Source organism: Bacillus sp. V59.32b, assembly GCF_003429085.1.
GTDB lineage: Bacteria > Bacillota > Bacilli > Bacillales > DSM-1321 > Peribacillus.
In genome coordinates this window covers 38,383-58,865 of the sequence record NZ_QVTC01000034.1, presented here as the reverse complement: position 1 = coordinate 58,865, position 20,483 = coordinate 38,383, and the positions used below count along the sequence as shown (strand labels likewise).

Below are 20,483 nucleotides of genomic sequence, written 5' to 3'. Positions count from 1 at the left end.
GTCGTGAATAAAATAGTAACATACAAGCAGCAGGTGTTTACAGAATCGAAACATTGTAAGCGCTTCAAAAATGTTTTTGTCGTTATTTCCGTTTTTTTGTTTAGAACATGCCAATTTTGAGAAAAATAAGAATAATAATCCAATCTTTAAGGAGTGACGTTCATGAATGCAGAAAAAGCGATTTCTGTTCTTGACACGATGAGGCTTCCTAACGGTGCTTATACAGCCAGTGTTTCTCAAGATTACAATTATGTTTGGATCCGGGACGTAGTCTATACCGTATTGCCGTTTTTGCATTCGCCATGTGAAAGGTATGAAAAGGCTTATCACAGCTTGTTCGATTTATTCAGAAATTACGAATGGAAAATCGATATTCACACAAAAAAGAAACCCCAACATCTTTATGAATTTATCCATTCACGCTACGCAAAGGATTTAACAGAGCTTCATGTGGAATGGGGCCATGCTCAAAATGATGCAATTGGAGGGTTCCTATGGGGCGTCGGAGAAGGAGTCCGACACGGCAAGAAAGTCATCAGGGATGAGAAAGATCTGCAAATTGTTCAAAAGCTTGTTCAATATCTAGATTGCTTACAGTATTGGCAGGCAAAGGATAATGGAATGTGGGAAGAAAATATGGAGGTTCATGCTTCAAGTATCGGGGCATGTGTCGCTGGCCTGCATGCTGTCAAAATGCTGGTTGACGTTGACGACGATAGCATCCACAAAGGCGAAGAGACGCTCCGTTTCATGCTTCCACGCGAAAGTGAGACAAAAGAAACGGATTTGGCTTTACTGTCGTTAATATTCCCTTATAGAATTGTTGATCGCAATACGGCCCTGCTAATCCTGAATAATATCTCAAGCAGGCTGGAGAGAAAGCATGGCTGTATCCGTTATGAAAATGATGTGTATTATAATGAAGGAAGCGAAGCCGAATGGTGCTTCGGGCTGCCATGGATGGGAATGTGTTATAAGGAACTTGGAATGATGGATAAAGTACAGGAATATATCAGCAAAACAAAGCGCATCGTTCCCGAAAACTGGGAGGTACCGGAATTATATATCGGCGGTACAAACACACCTAATAAGAACACACCGCTGGCATGGGCGGTTGCGTTATCGTATCTGTTTATTGAAGGAAACGAAAAGGACGAACGGAAATATAAAATAGAATAACGAACACTTGCTGATCGGTTCGCCTTATAGGCGGAGATTAAGCGTGGTCTCACTTATGCAGAAAGGGAATGAAACTTTCCTTCTGCATAGTGAAAAAGGGGGCTTCCTGGTAATAGGAAGTCCTTTTTTCGTGTTCGGCTTCAGGGACTAAAGTACTGTTCTTTGTAGTTTATTGGATTCCGACAATAATAGACAGCCCTCGTCAAAGGGTTCGCAATTTTCGCATCGAATGTATTCATATCTTTGTTTATTAGCGACTACATAATAAGAAGGGGTGATGCTAACTTGGATATTGCACTCGAAATGAAGGAGAATATTACTCCGAGTGAACACGATTTATATCTTTTTCATGAAGGAACTCTGTACGAAAGTTACAAAACGTTTGGTGCCCATCTGACCACATTACAAGGTGTCGAAGGCGTCCGGTTTGTCGTATGGGCTCCAAATGCGAGAAAGGTTTCTGTCGTAGGTGATTTTAATCATTGGCAGGGCTCCAATCATAGAATGAGCCGTATCCGAAGCACCGGTACTTGGGTCATCTTTATCCCGGGACTGAAGGAGGGGAGTTTATATAAATATGAGATTCATACCGCTGAGAATCATGTCGTTCTCAAAGCGGACCCTTATGCATTCTTTTCCGAAGAACGGCCGAATACGGCTTCGATTATCCACTCCGTAGATCAATATGAGTGGAATGACCGAAAATGGATGGCTGCCAGGGGAAAATCGGATTCCTACCATAATCAGATGCTTATTTACGAAGTAAACCTTTTATCGTGGAAAAGAAAGAAAAATGGCCAGGCTTATACCTATCGTGAGCTTGCAGACGAGCTGATTGAACACGTGATCACAAACGGATTTACCCACATTGAACTCATGCCGGTGATGGAACATCCATTTGACGGTTCGTGGGGCTATCAAATTACTGGATTCTTTTCCGCAACCAGCAGGTATGGGAAACCAGAAGATCTCATGTACTTCATTGATCGCTGCCACCAAAGAGGGATAGGTGTGATATTGGATTGGGTTCCGGCCCATTTCTGCAAAGATATCCACGGGCTGGGTCGTTTTGATGGCACGCCCCTTTATGAGCCGATCGACCCTAGACGGGCTGAGCGCCCCTTATGGGGAACGTACAGCTTTGATTTTGAGAAACCGGAAGTGGTCAGCTTCCTCATTTCAAACGTCCTGTTTTGGATGGATGTCTACCATGTTGACGGTTTTCGCGTTGATGCCGTTTCCTCGATGGTTTTGTTGAATCATGACAATCCTTTGCCGGAAAGGCTTCAAAATGAATTTGGCGGAGAAGAAAACGAAGCCGCCATCCGGTTCCTGAAAAAGCTAAATGAAACAGTATTCAAGAAATATCCCGGGGCGCTGATGATGGCTGAGGAAGCAACAGACTGGCCGCTAGTAACAACACCCATCGATAAGGGGGGCTTAGGATTTAACTACAAGTGGAATATGGGCTGGGTGAATGATGTATTAAAATATATGAAACTCGAACCTTCGGAACGGGTACACCATCCCAATCTTTTAACCTTTTCATTTTTCTATGCTTTTTCAGAGAATTTCGTGCTTCCATTTTCACATGATGATGTCGTGCACGGGAAACGTTCCTTATTGGATAAAATGCCCGGAGATTACTGGCAAAAATTCGCCAATTTACGTTTACTATACGGCTACTTCATGACGCACCCAGGGAAAAAGCTATTGTTCATGGGGAGCGAGCTTGGACAGTTTGCAGAGTGGAAAGACAAGGAGGAACTGGATTGGCATCTTCTTGATTACCCGGCACATCAAGAGCTTAACCATTATCTCAAATCTCTGAACCATTTTTATAAAGATACATCTAGTTTATGGCGGCTTGATCATGAACCGGACGGGTTCGGATGGATTGATCATAGCCATCATGAAAATGTCCTGACATTCATGAGAAAGGGAAAACGCAAAGGAGATTACAGCATCGTCGTTTGTAATTTTTCCACGCATGTTTACGATAAGTATCGCATCGGAATTCCAGCGAATGGTAGTTTCATCGAAGTTTTTAATAGTGATGCCAATCACTTCGGGGGCTCAGGAAGAGTTAACAGTGATGCCATCGAAGCTGAAAAAGTGCCCTATCACAACCAAAGGTTCAGCATGGAAATCACCGTTCCTCCATTAGGTATAGCAATCTTTATGAAGCAAACAAAAAAACGGCGGGGGAGAGTCGACCATAATGGCAGATAAAAAGTGGATCGCAATGTTATTGGCAGGCGGGCAAGGATCAAGACTTGGAGAATTGACACATGAATTAGCAAAACCGGCCGTATCTTTTGGCGGGAAATATCGAATTATTGATTTTGCGCTAAGCAATTGCACCCATTCTCACATTGATACAGTCGGGGTGTTAACACAGTATCAGCCACATCTACTAAACTCTTATGTGGGAAAAGGCAGCGCATGGGACCTGGATCGCAATCACGGCGGTGTCTCGGTCCTCCCGCCTTATCAGGGGAAAAATGGCGGGCAATGGTATGAAGGAACAGCGAATGCCGTTTATCAGAACATTCATTTTGTGGATCAATATGATCCCGAATATGTGGTCATAATCTCTGGTGATCATATTTACAAAATGGATTATAACAAGCTGCTTGAATTCCATATCGAGCATGGTGCTAATGCAACCATAGCCGTCATTCCCGTACCCTGGCACGAGGCAAGCCGCTTTGGGATCATGAACACCGATGCCACAGACCAAATCATTGAATTTGAGGAAAAACCGAAGGATCCAAAAAGCAACCTCGCATCGATGGGAGTATATCTTTTTAACTGGAAGATCCTGAAGGAGTATCTAATGCAGGATGAACAAAACCGGGCTTCTTCGAACGATTTCGGAAAAGATATCATTCCGAAAATGCTTAACGACGGAAACTCGATGTATGCTTACCGTTTCGATGGATATTGGAAGGACGTCGGGACGATTCAAAGCCTTTGGGAAGCGCATATGGATTTGTTGAACGAACATTCGTCCTTCTCTCTCAATGATCAAAATTGGCAGATTTTCGCTGGAAATGCGAATCACCCGCCGCAATACATTGCACCCGAGGCCGAAGTCAAACAATCGCTTGTGAATGAAGGCAGCATGATATATGGGCATATACATCGCTCAATCCTTTCTTATAACGTTGAGGTCGGTTCTGGTTCAAGGATTCATGATTCCGTCATCATGCCGAATGTGATCATTGGCAAAAATGTAACGATTGAGAAAGCGATTATCGCCAATAACGCAGTCATTGAAGACGGAATGGTCATCAAGCCTACAGATGGATTAGACGAGGTGATCCTGATTGGTGATAAACAGAAGATTTTCACACATATTTAAGACGAATATCAAAGACAATCTTAGGGGTGATCGATATGGGCAACGTATTAGGAATTATTAATACTATTAATGAAAAACCATTTCTAAAAGAATTAACACAGCATCGCAGCATGGCATCCGTGCCCTTCGCCGGACGCTATCGGCTTATCGACTTTACTTTGTCGAATTTCATTCATGCCTCCATCACAAAGGTCGGTGTGGCAACGAAAGACAAATATCGTTCCATCATGGATCATTTAGGGTCGGGAAAGGAATGGGATCTTGACCGGAGAAATGGAGGGTTATTCATATTGCCGCCCGTCCATCCTGATGAAAAATTGCAAGGGGACCTCCAGCATTTTTATGACCATCTTGAGTTTTTCCAGCGTTCAGATGAGGACACGGTCATCATTTCCCCTGGCCATCATGTGAATAAGATTGATTTTAATGATGTTGTGGCCAAACATAAGACAGAGCGAGCGGATATCACGGTCGTTTGTAAAAATTATCATGGAAAACCGGTCGAAAAGCCGATTTATCATACCTGTACATGTGATACAGAAGGTACTGTCACAGACATCGAGCTTTATACCTCTCCCGTGCACGGCGAACATGTATGCTTAGAAACTTTTGTTATCAATAAAAACCTATTAATCGACTTAATTATAAAATGTGTCGAAAATGATGAATATGATCTGATTAAAGATGCAGTGAAGGCAAATCTTCATACATTGCGTGTAAAAGCCTATCATTTCACAGGTGAAATGCCCTTTATCCATTCAGTCGACAGTTTTTATTCAGGCAATATGTCGTTTCTCGATCCGAAGATTGTCCGTTCATTCTTTTATGATTCATGGGATTTATATACGAAAGTAAAGCACGAGGCTCCGGTAAACTATGGCCTTTTATCAAAGACGAGCAACTCACTTATCGCAAACGGCTGTGAAATAGAAGGAATCGTCGAAGACAGCATTATTTTTCGCGGAGTCAAAATCCATCCCGGTGCCGTTGTCAAAAACAGCATCATTATGCAAAAAGGGGAAATCGGTGCAGGGGCTTACATAGAAAATGTAATTATGGATAAACAAGCCATCATTACAAAAGAAACAGTCGTGGTTGGGGCGGAATCCCATCCAAAAGTAATTAAAAAAGCGGAAATCATGTGACGGAGGACTTGTGATGAATGTATTGTTTGCTGCATCCGAGTGCGTGCCGTTTATTAAAACAGGCGGTCTCGGAGACGTTATTGGCACTCTGCCCAAAGCATTAAAAAAACAAGATATCAATGCAAGTGTAATCTTGCCGAAGTACGGGGACCTGCCGTTTCATTTTAAAGAGCAAATGTCTTTTGTAACCAATGTGGAAGTACCGGTTGGCTGGAGAAAACAGTATTGCGGAATTGAAAAATTGATTCATCAGGAAGTGACCTATTATTTTTTAGATAATGAATATTATTTTAAAAGGCATGGCAGCTATGGCTTTTTTGATGACGGAGAGCGCTTTGCGTTTTTCTCAAGGGCGGTGTTGGAAGCATTGCCCCACCTGGATGATAAACCGGATGTCCTCCATTGCCATGACTGGCAGACGGGACCTGTTAGTGTCTTGCTGAAGGCGCATTATCATAACCATCCTTTTTATCAGGATATCAAGACCGTTTTCACCATCCATAATCTTCGCTATCAAGGAATATATCCGAAACCGGTGTTAGCGGAGTTACTGGATTTAAGCGATCTATATTTCAACATGGATGCCCTGGAGTTCCATGGGAACGTAAGCTATTTGAAGGCCGGCCTTTCCTTCTCGGATTACTTGACGACCGTGAGTCCGACATATGCAACGGAAATTCAAATGCCGCATTATGGAGAGAACCTCGATGGTTTTTTGCGAAAGCGAACGCCGAAATTGGTTGGCATTCTAAATGGAATTGACCATGAGGAATATAACCCCGCATCAGATGAAGCGATATACTTCCCATTTCAGGATGATGAAGGGAAACCGGAAAACAAACGGATGCTCCAGGAGTCTTTAAATCTCCAACTGCACGGAGATGTACCGGTCGTATCATTGGTGACAAGGCTTGTTGAACAGAAAGGAATCGACCTGATTTTACGTGTTTTTCATGAAATCATGAACCTGAATGTTCAGCTTGTCGTTCTTGGAACTGGGGATCATCACTATGAGCAGGCCTTGAGGGATTTAGCCGCACAGTACCCTGACCGGGTCAGATTCGAAAATTACTTTGATGAAACGCTCGCACGCAAGATTTACGCCGGCTCTGATATGTTTCTGATGCCATCCGAATTTGAACCGTGCGGGATTGGCCAGCTGCTCGCCCTCAGATACGGTACATTGCCTATCGTTAGAGAAACGGGAGGACTTAAGGATTCCGTAGTCGCTTATAATGAATTCACTGGCGAAGGCTATGGGTTCAGTTTTGCGAATTATAATGCACACGACATGCTATATACGATCGAAAGAGCTGTTTGGCTGTACCGCTTTCAGTCCAACAAATGGCGCAAGTTGGTCAACAGAGCAATGAAGACGAATTATAGCTGGGATGCATCGGCTGATCAATATAAAAAGTTATACGAACAACTCGTCTTTGACAAAGAACTGACTGCCGCCAATGAAGAATAATTTTCGAAATCTTTAAATAGTTTAAATTGACATAGACCTAAAACTCTTGCATAATAAACAAAATGAATCCATGAACGTTAATGGAGGGTTAGTATACGGGTATCTTTCTGTGTCAGAGAGCGAGTTTATAGCTGAAAGACTTCGCCCAGCAAAGCCGTAGAACCTGCCTCCTGAGTCCTGTGCAAAACACGGGCGCTACCTTGAGCGTTATCAAGCAGAGCGGGATGTGTTATGCATTCAAGTAAGGTGGTACCGCGGAAACTTAAACCCTTTCCGTCCTTTTTTATAAGGACGAAAAGGGTTTTTACGTGGTTAAAATAGTAAAAAGCTTTCTTGTTGGAAGAACTTCATTGGAGGAAGTATGCATGGAGAAAAAACGGATTGTTGTGAAAATTGGAAGCAGTTCCTTAACAAACGCAAAGGGTGAAATAGACCAGGAAAAATTTTCGGACCATATTGAAGCGATCGCCACCCTCAAGGAAACAGGCCATGAAGTACTTTTGGTATCATCCGGGGCTGTTGCGGCCGGCTTTATTCGTTTAGGCTATCCGTCAAGGCCAGTTACTTTAAAGGGAAAACAAGCAGCGGCTGCGGTAGGACAAAGTCTGTTAATTCAATCGTATATGGAAAAGCTCGGCCAGTTTGGGATCATTCCCGCTCAAATTCTCCTAACAAGAAATGATTTTTCCAAAAAGGGAAGGTATAGTAATGCCTACGCAACGCTCATGGAGCTTTTGGAGCGGGGGATTTTGCCGATCATAAATGAAAATGATACGGTTTCAGTCGAGGAGTTGACCTTCGGCGATAATGATATGTTATCGGCTTTGGTAAGCGGAATGGTCCATGCGGAACAGCTAATTATTCTGACCGATATTAATGGCATTTACGATTCGGATCCAAGGAAAAATCTGTCTGCCAAAAGAATCGATTATTTAAAAGAAGTAACAGAGGAAGTACTCCAAGGAGCAGAAGGGGCAGGTTCGAAGGTTGGAACTGGTGGAATGCTTTCAAAGCTATTGGCCGCAAAAACAGCACTATCACTCGGGGTTCGAATTTTCATTGGCAATGGTATTGGCCCCCGAAAATTGCTTGAAATATTAGAGGGAAATGGAGATGGCACATATATTGGGGAGGACCAGCTCTCCCAAGTTACCGGCAGGAAGCAATGGATTGCCCACCATTCATCAGTGATGGGGCAAATCTATATAGACAAAGGAGCCGAGAAAGCACTGCTTTTTCATGGGAAAAGCTTGCTCCCGGCGGGAATTCATAAGATTTCAGGTACATTTGTTAGGGGAGAGGTCGTCGAAGTTATCGGTCCAACCGGTTTAGTTGGCAAGGGAGAGGTTCTTTATTCTTCAGAAAGTCTAAAAAAAATCATGGGTAAGCGCACGGGTGACATAGAACACGAAACGATTTTGTCCATTGAAGTCATTCATCGTGATCAATGGGTAAGAGCTGAGTAGAGGGGGAATAAGCAATGAGCGAGGTTATGAGAAAAGGCCATGAAGCGAAGTTGGCCAGCTATTCCATGATCGGAAAAACGACAGAAGACAAAAATGAAGCACTGCTTAAGATTGCTGAGCAACTGTCAATCGACAAAAATAGGATACTTGAGGAAAATATGAAGGATCTCGAAACGGGGAGACAGGCCGGGCTTTCAGACTCCATATTAGACCGAATCCTCTTAACTGATAAACGAATAAATGATATGGCCGATGCAGTCCGGCTTTTGGTCAACCTCCATGATCCGATTGGGGAAATTCTCGAAACGATTCAAAAAGAGAACGGGTTGTTGATCGAAAAGAAAAGAGTCCCTATTGGGGTCATCGGCATGATTTACGAAGCAAGGCCGAACGTCACGACCGATGCAGCCACACTAGCTCTGAAAACAGGGAACGCTGTTTTATTAAGGGGAAGCTCTTCAGCCAAATATTCTAACCAGGCCCTTGTCCAATCGATTCATCGTGCGCTAGAAAACACCTCAATCCCGGTGGGAGCCGTACAGCTAATCGAGGATACAAGCAGGGAAACGGCTAAAGAGCTGTTTACCTTAAACCAGTATCTGGACGTCCTGATTCCAAGAGGCGGAAAAACCCTGATTGATACAGTCGTGAGGGAATCGACGGTCCCGGTATTGGAAACAGGGGCGGGGAACTGCCATATCTACATCGATGAATCAGCAGAACCAAATATGGCCGAACGTATCGTGATCAATGGCAAGACGCAGCGACCAAGCGTTTGCAATGCGATAGAAACTATCCTTGTAGACGAAAAATGGTTTGACCTTCACGGGACAGATTTGTTAACTTCCCTTCATGAACACCATGTTGAATTGTATGGCGATGATATCGTGTGCCGGACTTTCCCACAGGCAAAACAAGCGACAGAGGAAGACTGGCATACAGAATACTTGGATTTAACCGTTAGCATAAAAATCGTCCAAAGTGTACAGCAAGCAATTGATCATATTAATCAATACGGTACCAAGCATTCCGAAGCAATCATCACGAATAACAAGAGCCATGCGGAAATGTTCTTAACCAATGTCGATGCCGCTGCCGTCTATCATAACGCCTCAACCCGTTTTACGGATGGGTTCGAGTTTGGATATGGGGCTGAAATCGGGATTAGCACGCAGAAGCTTCATGCCCGCGGACCAATGGGGCTTCATGCATTAACCTCAAGCAAATTTTTCATCTATGGACAGGGGCAAATTCGGACGAAAACGGTTTTAAAATAGGCTGTCCTTTCAAACATGTCGCACATAGGATATACAGTGTTCTCTGTGATAAGGGAATTCACCGACAGTTTAAAAGGAGAGTGACTTATATGGGTTACGAAAAAAACGATAATGTTGGCTTTGTGTTGCTCGTGATCTTATTCATCTTATTGATCATTGTTGGAGCTGCTTACGTATACTAATCTTTCAATGAAAATCAAAGTCCTGTTAATTGGTAAAATGCCATTAGCAGGCTTTTTTTATTAGGAAAATCCCATCGATTGAAACCCTTTTCCCCGAACGTTATAATTCAAGATATTAAGTGTGCCTAAAGAAAGTAGGAACCCATTTTGAAATTAAGTATTTTAGATCAGTCTCCCATCCTATCAAGTGCTACCGCAGGGCAGGCATTACAGGAATCGTTAAAGCTTGCGCAAATCGGGGAGAAATTAGGCTACACCCGCTATTGGATCGCGGAACACCATGACCTGTCGGGGCTTGCCTGTTCAACCCCTGAGGTCATGCTCGGGTATATTGGAGCGAACACAGAAAAGATCCGGATCGGCTCAGGTGCGGTTTTACTTCCGCACTATAAGCCATACAAGGTAGCCGAAACCTTTAATATGCTTGCAACCTTGTTTCCCGGCCGAATCGATCTGGGCATTGGCCGGGCACCGGGAGGATCAGCAGAGGCCACGATGGCTCTTTCCGATAACTTTTTGGAAGGTATCCGAAAAATGCCGGAAACCTTCAAGGAACTGCTGCATTTTTTACATAACGATTTCCCGGCAGACCATATGTTTTCAAAAGTCTCCGCTGCCCCCCGTCCTCCGGTTGCTCCCGAACCGTGGCTTCTCGGAACAAGTGAGAAAAGTGCGATTCTGGCGGCTGGTAATGGAGTAGCCTACGCCTTTGGGGAATTTATGAGTGACAAAGATGGAAGAAAGATTGTTGAAAGATATAAACATGATTTCCAGCCGACGGAATCGTTAACCGAACCAAAAACGATCATTACCGCATCGGTTATTTGTGCCGGAACAACTGAACGAGCGGAGGAGCTAGCCTTAACCAACCATTTATGGAAAATACAGCTGGAGAAGCCGGAAGGCAATAAACGAATCCCTTCTTTGGAGGAGGCAAGACAATACTCATTTAGCGATGAAGAGCGAGACATGCTGAACGAGTCGAGAAAGAAAGTGGTAGTCGGCAATCCGGTCGAAGTGAAACAACAGTTGATTGAATTACAGAACCAATATCAGGCAGATGAGATCATGATCGTAACAATCACGCCATCCTATGAAGACCGTATACGTTCCTATCAATTAATTGCGGATGAACTTATTTAGTTGGGCAACCATTTTCATTCGCGCGAAATCATGAGTGATTTAAGCGGAAAGTATCAGCATTTAAGCGAAGCTCAGATAGCAACCGGTTGAAAGTGTTTCACGATTTGAACGACATACCATCGATAATCAAGCAGCTTACTATCATAGGTAAGCTGCTTTTTTACTGTAAAATCCTAACCTTTTTGAATGCCAAAATTGTCTGACGAATAAATATATCAGAAAGCAGTTTATTAAGGGAGTGGGTTATATGCTTGAGGTGCAGCAGGAGATTGACCGGATTGTCGGCATATTGAAAAAAGAGCAGTCTCCGGACGGTTCTTGGAATTATCCGTTCGAAACAGGCGTTATTACCGATGCCTATATGATCATTTTGCTTAAAGTTTTGGAAATAGAGAATGAAGCACTGATTGCTTCCCTGGTCAAAAGACTAGAAAGCAGACAGGAAGCGAATGGAGCATGGAAGCTATTTGCGGATGAAAAGGACGGGAATTTATCGTTGACCATTGAGGCTTATTACACAATCCTTTTTTCCGGACTGAGAAACAAACACGATGAAAATCTAAGCAAAGCACGTGCATTCATCCTAGCAAAAGGAGGGATAAAAAAAGCAAGCATGTATACGAAATTTATGCTTGCGATGACCGGTCGCTATCCATGGCCTGTTATTTTCCCTATTCCTCTTGAAGTGGTCTTGCTGCCGCCCTCCTCCATCATCAGCATCTATGATTTATCTGTATTCGGCCGGGCAAATCTGCTCCCGATTCTATTGCTCGGTAATAAAAAATTCCAAATCAAAGTTGCTTCTACTCCTGATATTGAAGACTTATATTCTTCGAAATACAATAGAAACGAAGATCAGCCCTGGGAGGAATTACGAAGTGAAGAATACCGCTCACTGGCTTCAACAGTCGAAAAAGCGGTCAAATCTTTACTTGGTTTTCCCTGGTACTTGCGCTCGATGGCTACAGACGCGGTAAGACGGTATATGTTTGATAGATTGGAAGCGGACGGCACTATGTACAATTATTTCAGTTCCACCTTTTATATGATTTTTGCATTGTTGTCACTTGGCTATTCAAAAAGAGATGCGACCATTACAAAGGCTGTAGAAGGACTTACGGAAATGTCTTGCCGGATAAATGGGCACACACATATTCAATACACGACAGCCCATGTTTGGAATACGTCCTTAATCAGCTACGCCCTTCAAGAGTCTGGCATTCAATTGAATGATGAGACTGTGTTGAGGGCCAACCATTATTTGCTATCGCGCCAGCACTATAAATACGGGGACTGGATCATCCATAACCCTCATACACTTCCAGGCGGATGGGGCTTCTCAGATAAAAACACCATCAATCCGGATGTCGATGACACTACTGTATCATTACGTGCTTTATCTCGGTATATACAAACAACTCCTGAGAAACAAAATGTCTGGAACAGAGGGCTTTCGTATACGCTCTCCATGCAAAATGATGATGGGGGTTATCCTGCTTTTGAGAGGAATGTCGATAACAAGCTGCTGCATCTGCTCCCTGTCGAGCGAGCGGAATTCATCCTCACTGACCCATCAACCCCTGATCTGACCGGAAGAACCATGGAGTTTCTAGGAAATTACGCCAATCTTAAACTACCGGATAAGAGAATAAAAGGAGCTGTGAAGCAGCTCCTTGGTAAGCAGGAACAAAACGGTTCCTGGTATGGGAGATGGGGGATCTGTTATCTATACGGGACATGGTCAGCCTTGACCGGACTGATGGCAGCTGGTTTTCCTGCCAACGAAGATGCTGTACAAAAAGCTTCAGGATGGCTGAAAAGCATCCAGAACCAAGATGGGGGCTGGGGAGAATCCTGCTACAGCGATATTAAAAAAACATATGTACCATTGGGCACAAGCACCTTAACCCATACTGCCTGGGCAGTCGATGCCCTGATCACCATTTCTTCTAAACCCACTCCTGAGCTTGAGAAAGGGATTTCATATCTTAAGAAACGATCTGAACAATCGGATTGGACGTCTTCTTACCCGGCAGGACAGGGGATGGCGGGGTTTTTCTATATTCATTACCATAGTTATGAGTATATCTATCCCTTGCTTTGCCTCAGTCATTATAAAACGAAATACGGATAATCTTAAAGGAACCTATCCGAATAGAGCTTACCCATTCAAAAAGTGCTTGAAAACATCCGCCAATCAAAATCATGAACAAAATTAAATCAATGATTTAGAAACTAGAACAAGCAGGTTGCCTTAGGATGGCCTGTTTGTTCATTACTTTAATTAAATAAAGGTCAACTTGAGCAGAATAAAAACAGAATCGATATCTAACACTACTTTCAAATATTACTTTAGGTGGCGGAGACTTGTGTTTTGGAAAAAGAAACCGAGAAGAATTAATCCCCTTGAACCGGAACAATTGGATTTATCAGTAGATATGTTTAAACGGCTAACAGCGAATATGACAGATGCAGAAATCGTTGATTTTCAATCGATAAATAATTTACAAGTAACACTTATCTACATAAAAACCTTAACAGATCTAGAACGTTTAAATGAAATGATTATTGAACCGCTGACACACTGTTCCGATGGCAATGTTCTGACATGTATTATTTCATCCAAAATAACGAAAATCACTACTTTAGAGGAAGCAAAAAACGGTCTTCTAACAGGCTCTTGTCTTATATACGACTCTTTACAAAATAAATGGTTGTCAGTGCCACTCGAAAACCCGTTAGGCCGATCAATTGAAAGTTCCGAAACAGAAACGATCCTATATGGACCAAAAGATAGTTTCACTGAACAAATAGAAAGAAATATCAACATGCTGCGAAGGAGACTGCCGATAACAGAACTCAAAACCGAGACATTTACAGTTGGCTCTCTGACGAAAACAAAGGTGATTCTTATGTATATAGAGGGAATAGCCAATCCTGAGATTATTTCGATTGCCAGAAAAAAAATAGCCAAAGTCAATTATGATCTTATTCTTGAATCATCTAATCTTGGAGCGTTCTTGGAAGATCATATTCATAGTGTTTTTCCTCAGTTTCAGCAAACGGACCGGCCTGATCAAACAGCCTATAATTTGGGTTTGGGGAAGATTGTAATCATGGTTAATAATACGCCCTTCGTGTTAATTGCTCCTGTTACTTTTTTTCACTTTTTTCAATCGCCCGAGGATTATATTCATAAATGGGTAGTTGCCAGTTTTCTGCGTTCGCTGCGGATGGCAGGTTTTTGGGTCTCCATCACGCTGATCCCTTTCTATGTTGCATTGACGACTCATCATTATCAAATGATTCCCTTACAGCTTCTTTTTGTGTTGATGGAATCCAGAAGTAAATTGCCGTTTTCTCCATTTTGGGAAGGCTTTCTCATGTTACTCACTCTGGAGGTTATGAAAGAGGCAAGCTTGCGAATGCCAACCAAAACAAGTCAGACCCTTGGAGTCATTGGAGGCATTGTGATTGGACAGGCAGCCGTTGAAGCGGGGTTTGCAAGCAAGATATTAATTGTATTAGTAGGCATTTCTGCCATTTCCACATTTTTAGTTCCCAATTATTTAATTAGTAAAACAAACACGATTATTCAATTTATCTTTCTCGTGTTGGCTTCTTTACTAGGAATAGTAGGAATTGTGTTCGGGGAAATTTTATTGATCGCTCATTTGAATGGATTAACATCCTTAAAACAGCCTTTTTTTGCGCCGCTCGCTCCCTTGCATATCAGAGATTGGAAAGACTTTGTGATACGAGCTCCATTACCATGGTTAAAAACCAGGCCGGAATTTCTGCGTCCTGTCCAGAAATGGCGATTTAGCCAAAGGAGGAAATAGCATGGCAGCCATATCTTTATTTGACAGAACGGCTAGCTTCGGTAGCGGCTATGTTCTGTCGATGATCAACCGGATGCAAATGCTGTATTTTATCTTACTTATCCCTAAGCATTTGGTGCATCCTTCGATGATAATTGGCATTGTTGTTATCGGACTCTTCTCGCAAATTAACCTCTTCATTTTAGCTAAATGGCTCGCTTCACCCATGGCCGAAAAAGGATACGAAGGTTTTATAGAAATTTTAGGCAAAAGGCTGGTCCGCATTTTGGCTTTTGTAGGCCTTTTCTTCATTTTGATCAAAGTCACTACTATTACTCTCGGATATGTCGAAATCGTTCATCACTTAATATTTCCTTCAATGAACACCGGATTGTTGATCCTTGTTATTTTATTGGTCTGCTTTTACATTTCTTCACAGGGAATGGAGAAGACGATCCGTTTTGGGATTATTGCTTTTTTCGCTACCATCTGGATCATTATCTGTTACATTCCTTTTTATTTTCCGCCTCATGCTTCACTTCATCATTTATATCCTATTATTCCGACATCAGGATCGATGATTTCCTGGAAAGGGCTTTTGATGGTTTGGTCTTCATTGGCAGGACCTGAATATTTGATAGGTTTGCTTCCGTGGCTTGGCCAGAAACAGAAAATGTTAAAACCTTTGATGATTGCAAATGTATTATCAGTCGTTGAATATTTGATTTTGTTTATTGCCACTTTATTATTTTTTGGGCCATCTTACTTAAATAAGATTCATTTTCCTGTCTTGAATATGACTCGGTATTTGCAAACGGCCGCTTTTGAACGAATCGATATCATCTTGATTTCTATGCATATGTTTCACTTTGTTTTTAGCATATCGCTTTTGTTGTTACTTTTTTACGGAGGTGTTCGGATTGTTGCAGGCAGAGCGGGTGAACAGACCTCACGGGTTGGTCTGATCAGCAGTTATGCCGTCATCTTTGCATTTATGGTCGTCATTAATTCCTGGTTTTGGCATGAAGAAAAAGAGTGGAATGCTTGGCCTGGCCTTCAGGTGTTGCTGGGGGCATTTACCTACTTAATAATCCCTGCTTTTTTATTGACGGTTACTAAACTTAAAGGAAGGAATGCATGATATGCATTTATATAGAAAAGCAGCATTAGCTATTTCAATCAGCACGCTCTTATTAAATGCCGGATGTTCTCCGTTTGTTGAAGATAATACCGTTGAAGAGATCGCTCCTATAACATTCTGGTCATTCAATAAAGGAAATGATGGAAAAATAAAGATGAGTACACTTGTGCCTCCCGTAACCGAGGAGAAAAAAAGCTTATTCAGTTTTGAAGTTGATTTGTTAAAACAGGGAAGAAAGAACTTTAATTTAAGATATTTCAGGGAATTGAAACTCGGACAGCTCCGCATGATATTTCTCAATGAAAGACTGGCAGAAGAGGAGGTAGTATCGTTAATCAGTACGATCATCTCTGATCCGGATGTTTCGCCGCGACTTTATCTTGTAGTAGTGGAAGGTGATTTTGAGGATTATTTGACAAATCAAGCAAAAAAAGAAAAAAATCTCGATTATAATCTATACCGGATGCTTAGACACTATGAGCGAAGAAACCAGGGTGAAATGACCATTGTCAATCTGCATCAATTCATGGAAAGGTATTACTCGCCCTACTCTGATCCGGTGTTGCCTGTCTTCAAGGCAGACAAAAAGAATTTTGCATACACTGGAACAGGTCTTTTCCAGGATGATGAATTAAAGGGAAAGACAAATAAGATGGAAGATCAAATTTTCCAATTGATTGCAAATGATTATTATTTAAGAAACCTGCCTATCCCTTCATTATTCCTTTCTTTAGGTCAAGTGCGTTCAACCGTCCAAAAGGAATTGAATCAAGACCATTCAACCCTGACAATTACTGTCCATATACGTGCAAGGGTTGATGAGTACCGCGGTGATCTAAACCTAATGGACCAAAATGAATACAACAAAATGGATCATAGAATTGAAGAGTATTTAAATAAACATATTGTCGATTTAGTACAGAAAATGCAACGTCTGAAAGTAGATCCGCTTGAAATTGGTACAGAAGCCATTCATCCGTTTGCAGCACCACTGAGTAAGGATGAATGGTTAAATGACTGGAAAAACATTAAAATAAAAGTAAAATGCCATCTTGAATTAGAACCTTTTTCCATTTGAATTAGGAGAATGAAAATACAATAAAGAATGAATAACTTGACGACCGAAACTTATAATTATATACTTACTTACATAAAGTAACTAGAAGAGAGGTATTGTTATGAAATTCCATCAAAAGCCGGTTACTTATGTCGGCTCGGTTCATCTTATCGTTCAAGATTTAAAACGGTCTCTTTCGTTCTATCAAGAAACGATCGGAATGAAAGTTCTTCACCAGAGCGAGGGAAAAGCCGTGCTCACCACGGATGGCCAAACGCCATTACTCACAATTGAGCAGCCTGAGAACGTTGCGGCTAAAGAACGCAATAGAACTGGCTTATACCACTTTGCGATTTTAGTACCAGAGCGCTCTGATTTAGCAAAAGTGCTTCTTCACTTACTGCAAACAGGCTATCCTCTGCAAGGAGCTTCCGACCATCTTGTCAGCGAAGCGATCTATTTAGCCGACCCTGACGGTCATGGAATTGAAATTTACATGGACCGGCCATCTGAATCATGGACATGGGAAGATAAGGAAATTGTTATGACAACAGAAGCACTAGACGGTGAAGGCTTACTAGCAGAGGCAAAAGGAGAAAGCTGGACCGGTCTTCCGAGCGGTACGGTAATGGGGCATATCCATTTGCAGGTATCGGATTTAGATAAAGCGGAGAAATTTTATTGTGAAGGACTAGGTTTTGACCTTGTAAACAGTAAATACGGCCAAAGTGCCCGCTTTGTATCATCGGGCGGCTATCATCACCATATCGGCTTGAATACATGGCATAGTGCGGGAGCACCTGCGCCCACACAAAACACGGTTGGCCTTAAATTGTATACGTTAGTTCTCCCTACAGAAGAGGAAAGACAAAATGCTGTTCAACAGCTTCAGCAAATGGGGGAATGGGTGACGCAAGAAAATGGTACAGCGCTTACAAAAGACCCTTCTGGAAACCATATTCAATTATTGGTTTATGGAGATAAATAAATTTAATTAGTACTGGAGGAGAAATCATGAAAATTGGTGTAATTGGCGCAAGCGGTAAAGCAGGAACCCTAATTATGCAGGAAGCATTGAAGAGAGGACATGAAGTTACCGCCGTTGTGCGAAATGCATCTAAGATTACTGAGCAAAATGTATCGGTTTTGGAATCGGACGTATTTGATCTTAGCTCCAGTGATTTAACAGATTTTGATGTCGTCGTGAATGCATTCGGCGCTCCCATGGGGGAAGAACATCTTCATGTGGATGCCGGAAATATATTAATTAACGCTTTAAAGGATGCGCCTGATACGAGATTGATCGTGGTAGGCGGCGCAGGCAGTCTGTATGTGGATGAAGCGAAAACTACACGTTTATTTGAAACACCGGATTTCCCTGATTTCGTGATCCCTACGTCTGAAAACCAGGCAAAAAATCTAGAGATATTACAGGCGACGGACTCCATCAAATGGACTTTTATAAGCCCCTCTGCCGTTCTTGACCCGGATGGGAAAAGAACGGGTTCTTATCAAAAAGGGAACGATCACTTACTCGTGAACTCCAAAGGGGAAAGTTATGTAAGCTATGCCGATTTTGCGATTGCAGTCCTGGATGAAATCGAAAATCCGCAGCATGTAAATGAACGCTTTACCGTTGTTTCTGAAAATGAATAATATGCAGGGCTAAGACTTTTCATTTTGTCTTAGCCTTTTTGTTTTTCCCCATTTTGTTACTCGTCTCCCGTTCGATAAACATACGAATATTAAAACTACTGTTAGTTCTTAATTTAGGTAACGGACAGAGAACTCCCTCTAATTGGAAATAAGCTACATGGTTTCAATCACTCTGGACATACTGAATATGTATCTTTTATAACGATGCAAAATTCAAATCTGGAGGGAAATCATATGCGTAATCAAAATGAATTTAACGATTTTTCAACCGATTCTTCTGTAGTGAATAAAATGGAAGATATTTTGCGGGCAACCTGCGGTACTTGGCAAAACTGTAATCAAACGAACGTTCAATCCTTTCTGTCACGATGCGAGCAGGAAAACATCGATCCGCAATTTTGTATGAATTGGCTGCAGGATAATCGTGATAAAATCCCAAACTGGCCGGATGTTTCTGATACTACCCGCGAATGGATGATTGAACATACATCCACCGGTTCACCTGTCTCGGTTGCAAAAGATAGTACTGACTAGAAAAAGGGGTGCCGCATGGCGCCCTGTTTTTTTATTATTAATGTTTTTAAACCACAGGCTATGCCTGTGTGCAAACGAAACTTGTAGATTGGATAAAATCTTTTTAGAGAAACTCATGCATTTGATGGGTTTCTCTTTTTTATTCATATATAGCAGGTACTCGAATCAATTTCATAAATTTCACCCTTAGAGCCACAATGGTGCTGAGACGTAAAAAAAAGGAGTACCTCCCCAAAATATAGGCTGTGTTAGTACTCACTATGATTTCCAAACCGGTTGCTTTTCACTGCAGGCGGCGACTCCTCGCAAATGCTACGCATTTTCTCGTGCGGTGTCTATTCAAGGATGATCACTCAACGTCCTGCGGGAAAAGCGTGGCCAGGTGAGACCCCGCAGGAGCGAAGCGACGAGGAGGGCACGGACCGCCCGCGGAAAGCGTCCGCCTGTAGCGGAAATCAACAGCCCCATTCAACAGGTACAAACTTAAGAAAATTTTTGAGTACCTAATATTCTGTTGGTCTGTGTTTCTTTATAAAAAGGAATTATGAAATTGATTCACTCACTAAAAAAATAATCTGTAAAAACAAAGGAAAAATACCTCTCCGAACCGTATTTAATAGCAAGGCCCAAAGCAAGTCCTTATTCCTCATTACTTCTCATAACGGAGGATAGAAGATAAAAAAACGAGCACTTCCTTTATAGGAGGCACTCGCTTACTCAAGTCTTACTTCTCTTTTGCAGCCAGTGTGATGATCATCACTATGAGTATGAGGAACTGAATCATAACTTCTGGGCTAATTCTCATTCGCCTCCAATACGTTAGTGAAGTTCATTCCCCCGGCTTCTCCAAGAAAGTAAAGACTTACGTTTCCCTGTTACATGTATACGGAGGAAAAGTCGTAAATATGCCTAATGAATAGAATGAAATTCCGTCTGTTATGACTATTTAATAAAACGTATCTGATATGTAACTTTAAAGAAAAGAAATTGAAAAAACGGCTTGATAGAATGATGAGAAAAACTTTTTATTGGTGGCACATATCG

General features: G+C 42.1%; 16 protein-coding genes. All 16 read left to right on the top strand.

The window, feature by feature from the left end:
- Positions 1 to 162: 162 nt before the first annotated feature.
- On the top strand, positions 163 to 1,179 hold the full coding sequence (locus D0463_RS09240; RefSeq protein ID WP_117307113.1) for a glycoside hydrolase family 15 protein: 1,017 nt from the start codon (positions 163 to 165) through the stop codon (positions 1,177 to 1,179).
- A 303-nt stretch (positions 1,180 to 1,482) separates the two neighbouring features.
- Complete coding sequence (gene glgB / locus D0463_RS09235; protein WP_117307132.1) at positions 1,483 to 3,411, top strand: 1,4-alpha-glucan branching protein GlgB; 1,929 nt, start codon at positions 1,483 to 1,485, stop codon at positions 3,409 to 3,411.
- The gene (locus D0463_RS09230; protein ID WP_117307112.1) at positions 3,401 to 4,546 is read left to right on the top strand and encodes a glucose-1-phosphate adenylyltransferase; all 1,146 of its coding nucleotides are present in this window, start codon (positions 3,401 to 3,403) and stop codon (positions 4,544 to 4,546) included. Before glgB ends, D0463_RS09230 begins: the two co-directional genes overlap by 11 nt.
- 35 nt (positions 4,547 to 4,581) lie before the next feature.
- Positions 4,582 to 5,691 (top strand): glucose-1-phosphate adenylyltransferase subunit GlgD, encoded by a 1,110-nt coding sequence (gene glgD / locus D0463_RS09225; protein ID WP_117307111.1) that lies wholly within the window; start codon positions 4,582 to 4,584, stop codon positions 5,689 to 5,691.
- Between the two features lie 13 nt (positions 5,692 to 5,704).
- Entirely contained in the window at positions 5,705 to 7,162 is a 1,458-nt protein-coding gene (gene glgA / locus D0463_RS09220) for a glycogen synthase GlgA (protein ID WP_117307110.1), read from the top strand.
- Between the two features lie 365 nt (positions 7,163 to 7,527).
- Positions 7,528 to 8,628, top strand: coding sequence for a glutamate 5-kinase (gene proB / locus D0463_RS09215; RefSeq protein ID WP_117307109.1), 1,101 nt, complete (start codon positions 7,528 to 7,530; stop codon positions 8,626 to 8,628).
- A 14-nt stretch (positions 8,629 to 8,642) separates the two neighbouring features.
- Positions 8,643 to 9,905: a glutamate-5-semialdehyde dehydrogenase gene (locus D0463_RS09210; RefSeq protein ID WP_117307108.1), complete on the top strand. Its 1,263-nt coding sequence runs from the start codon at positions 8,643 to 8,645 to the stop codon at positions 9,903 to 9,905.
- 89 nt (positions 9,906 to 9,994) lie between these two features.
- Positions 9,995 to 10,087: a YjcZ family sporulation protein gene (locus D0463_RS09205; protein ID WP_117307107.1), complete on the top strand. Its 93-nt coding sequence runs from the start codon at positions 9,995 to 9,997 to the stop codon at positions 10,085 to 10,087.
- 147 nt (positions 10,088 to 10,234) lie between these two features.
- Positions 10,235 to 11,230: an LLM class flavin-dependent oxidoreductase gene (locus D0463_RS09200; protein ID WP_117307106.1), complete on the top strand. Its 996-nt coding sequence runs from the start codon at positions 10,235 to 10,237 to the stop codon at positions 11,228 to 11,230.
- A 247-nt stretch (positions 11,231 to 11,477) separates the two neighbouring features.
- Positions 11,478 to 13,364: a terpene cyclase/mutase family protein gene (locus tag D0463_RS09195; protein ID WP_117307105.1), complete on the top strand. Its 1,887-nt coding sequence runs from the start codon at positions 11,478 to 11,480 to the stop codon at positions 13,362 to 13,364.
- A 235-nt stretch (positions 13,365 to 13,599) separates the two neighbouring features.
- A complete protein-coding gene (locus D0463_RS09190; protein WP_254052755.1) occupies positions 13,600 to 15,072 on the top strand; it encodes a spore germination protein in 1,473 nt (490 codons plus the stop codon).
- A gap of 1 nt (position 15,073) precedes the next feature.
- Positions 15,074 to 16,192 (top strand): GerAB/ArcD/ProY family transporter, encoded by a 1,119-nt coding sequence (locus D0463_RS09185; RefSeq protein ID WP_117307104.1) that lies wholly within the window; start codon positions 15,074 to 15,076, stop codon positions 16,190 to 16,192.
- A gap of 1 nt (position 16,193) precedes the next feature.
- Entirely contained in the window at positions 16,194 to 17,270 is a 1,077-nt protein-coding gene (locus tag D0463_RS09180; protein ID WP_117307103.1) for a Ger(x)C family spore germination protein, read from the top strand.
- A 100-nt stretch (positions 17,271 to 17,370) separates the two neighbouring features.
- Positions 17,371 to 18,237 (top strand): VOC family protein, encoded by an 867-nt coding sequence (locus tag D0463_RS09175; protein WP_117307102.1) that lies wholly within the window; start codon positions 17,371 to 17,373, stop codon positions 18,235 to 18,237.
- A gap of 26 nt (positions 18,238 to 18,263) precedes the next feature.
- Positions 18,264 to 18,905, top strand: a complete 642-nt coding sequence (locus D0463_RS09170; RefSeq protein WP_117307101.1) for an NAD(P)-dependent oxidoreductase — start codon at positions 18,264 to 18,266, stop codon at positions 18,903 to 18,905.
- Positions 18,906 to 19,139: 234 nt separating this feature from the next.
- Positions 19,140 to 19,439: a hypothetical protein gene (locus tag D0463_RS09165; RefSeq protein WP_117307100.1), complete on the top strand. Its 300-nt coding sequence runs from the start codon at positions 19,140 to 19,142 to the stop codon at positions 19,437 to 19,439.
- The last annotated feature ends 1,044 nt before the right edge of the window (positions 19,440 to 20,483 follow it).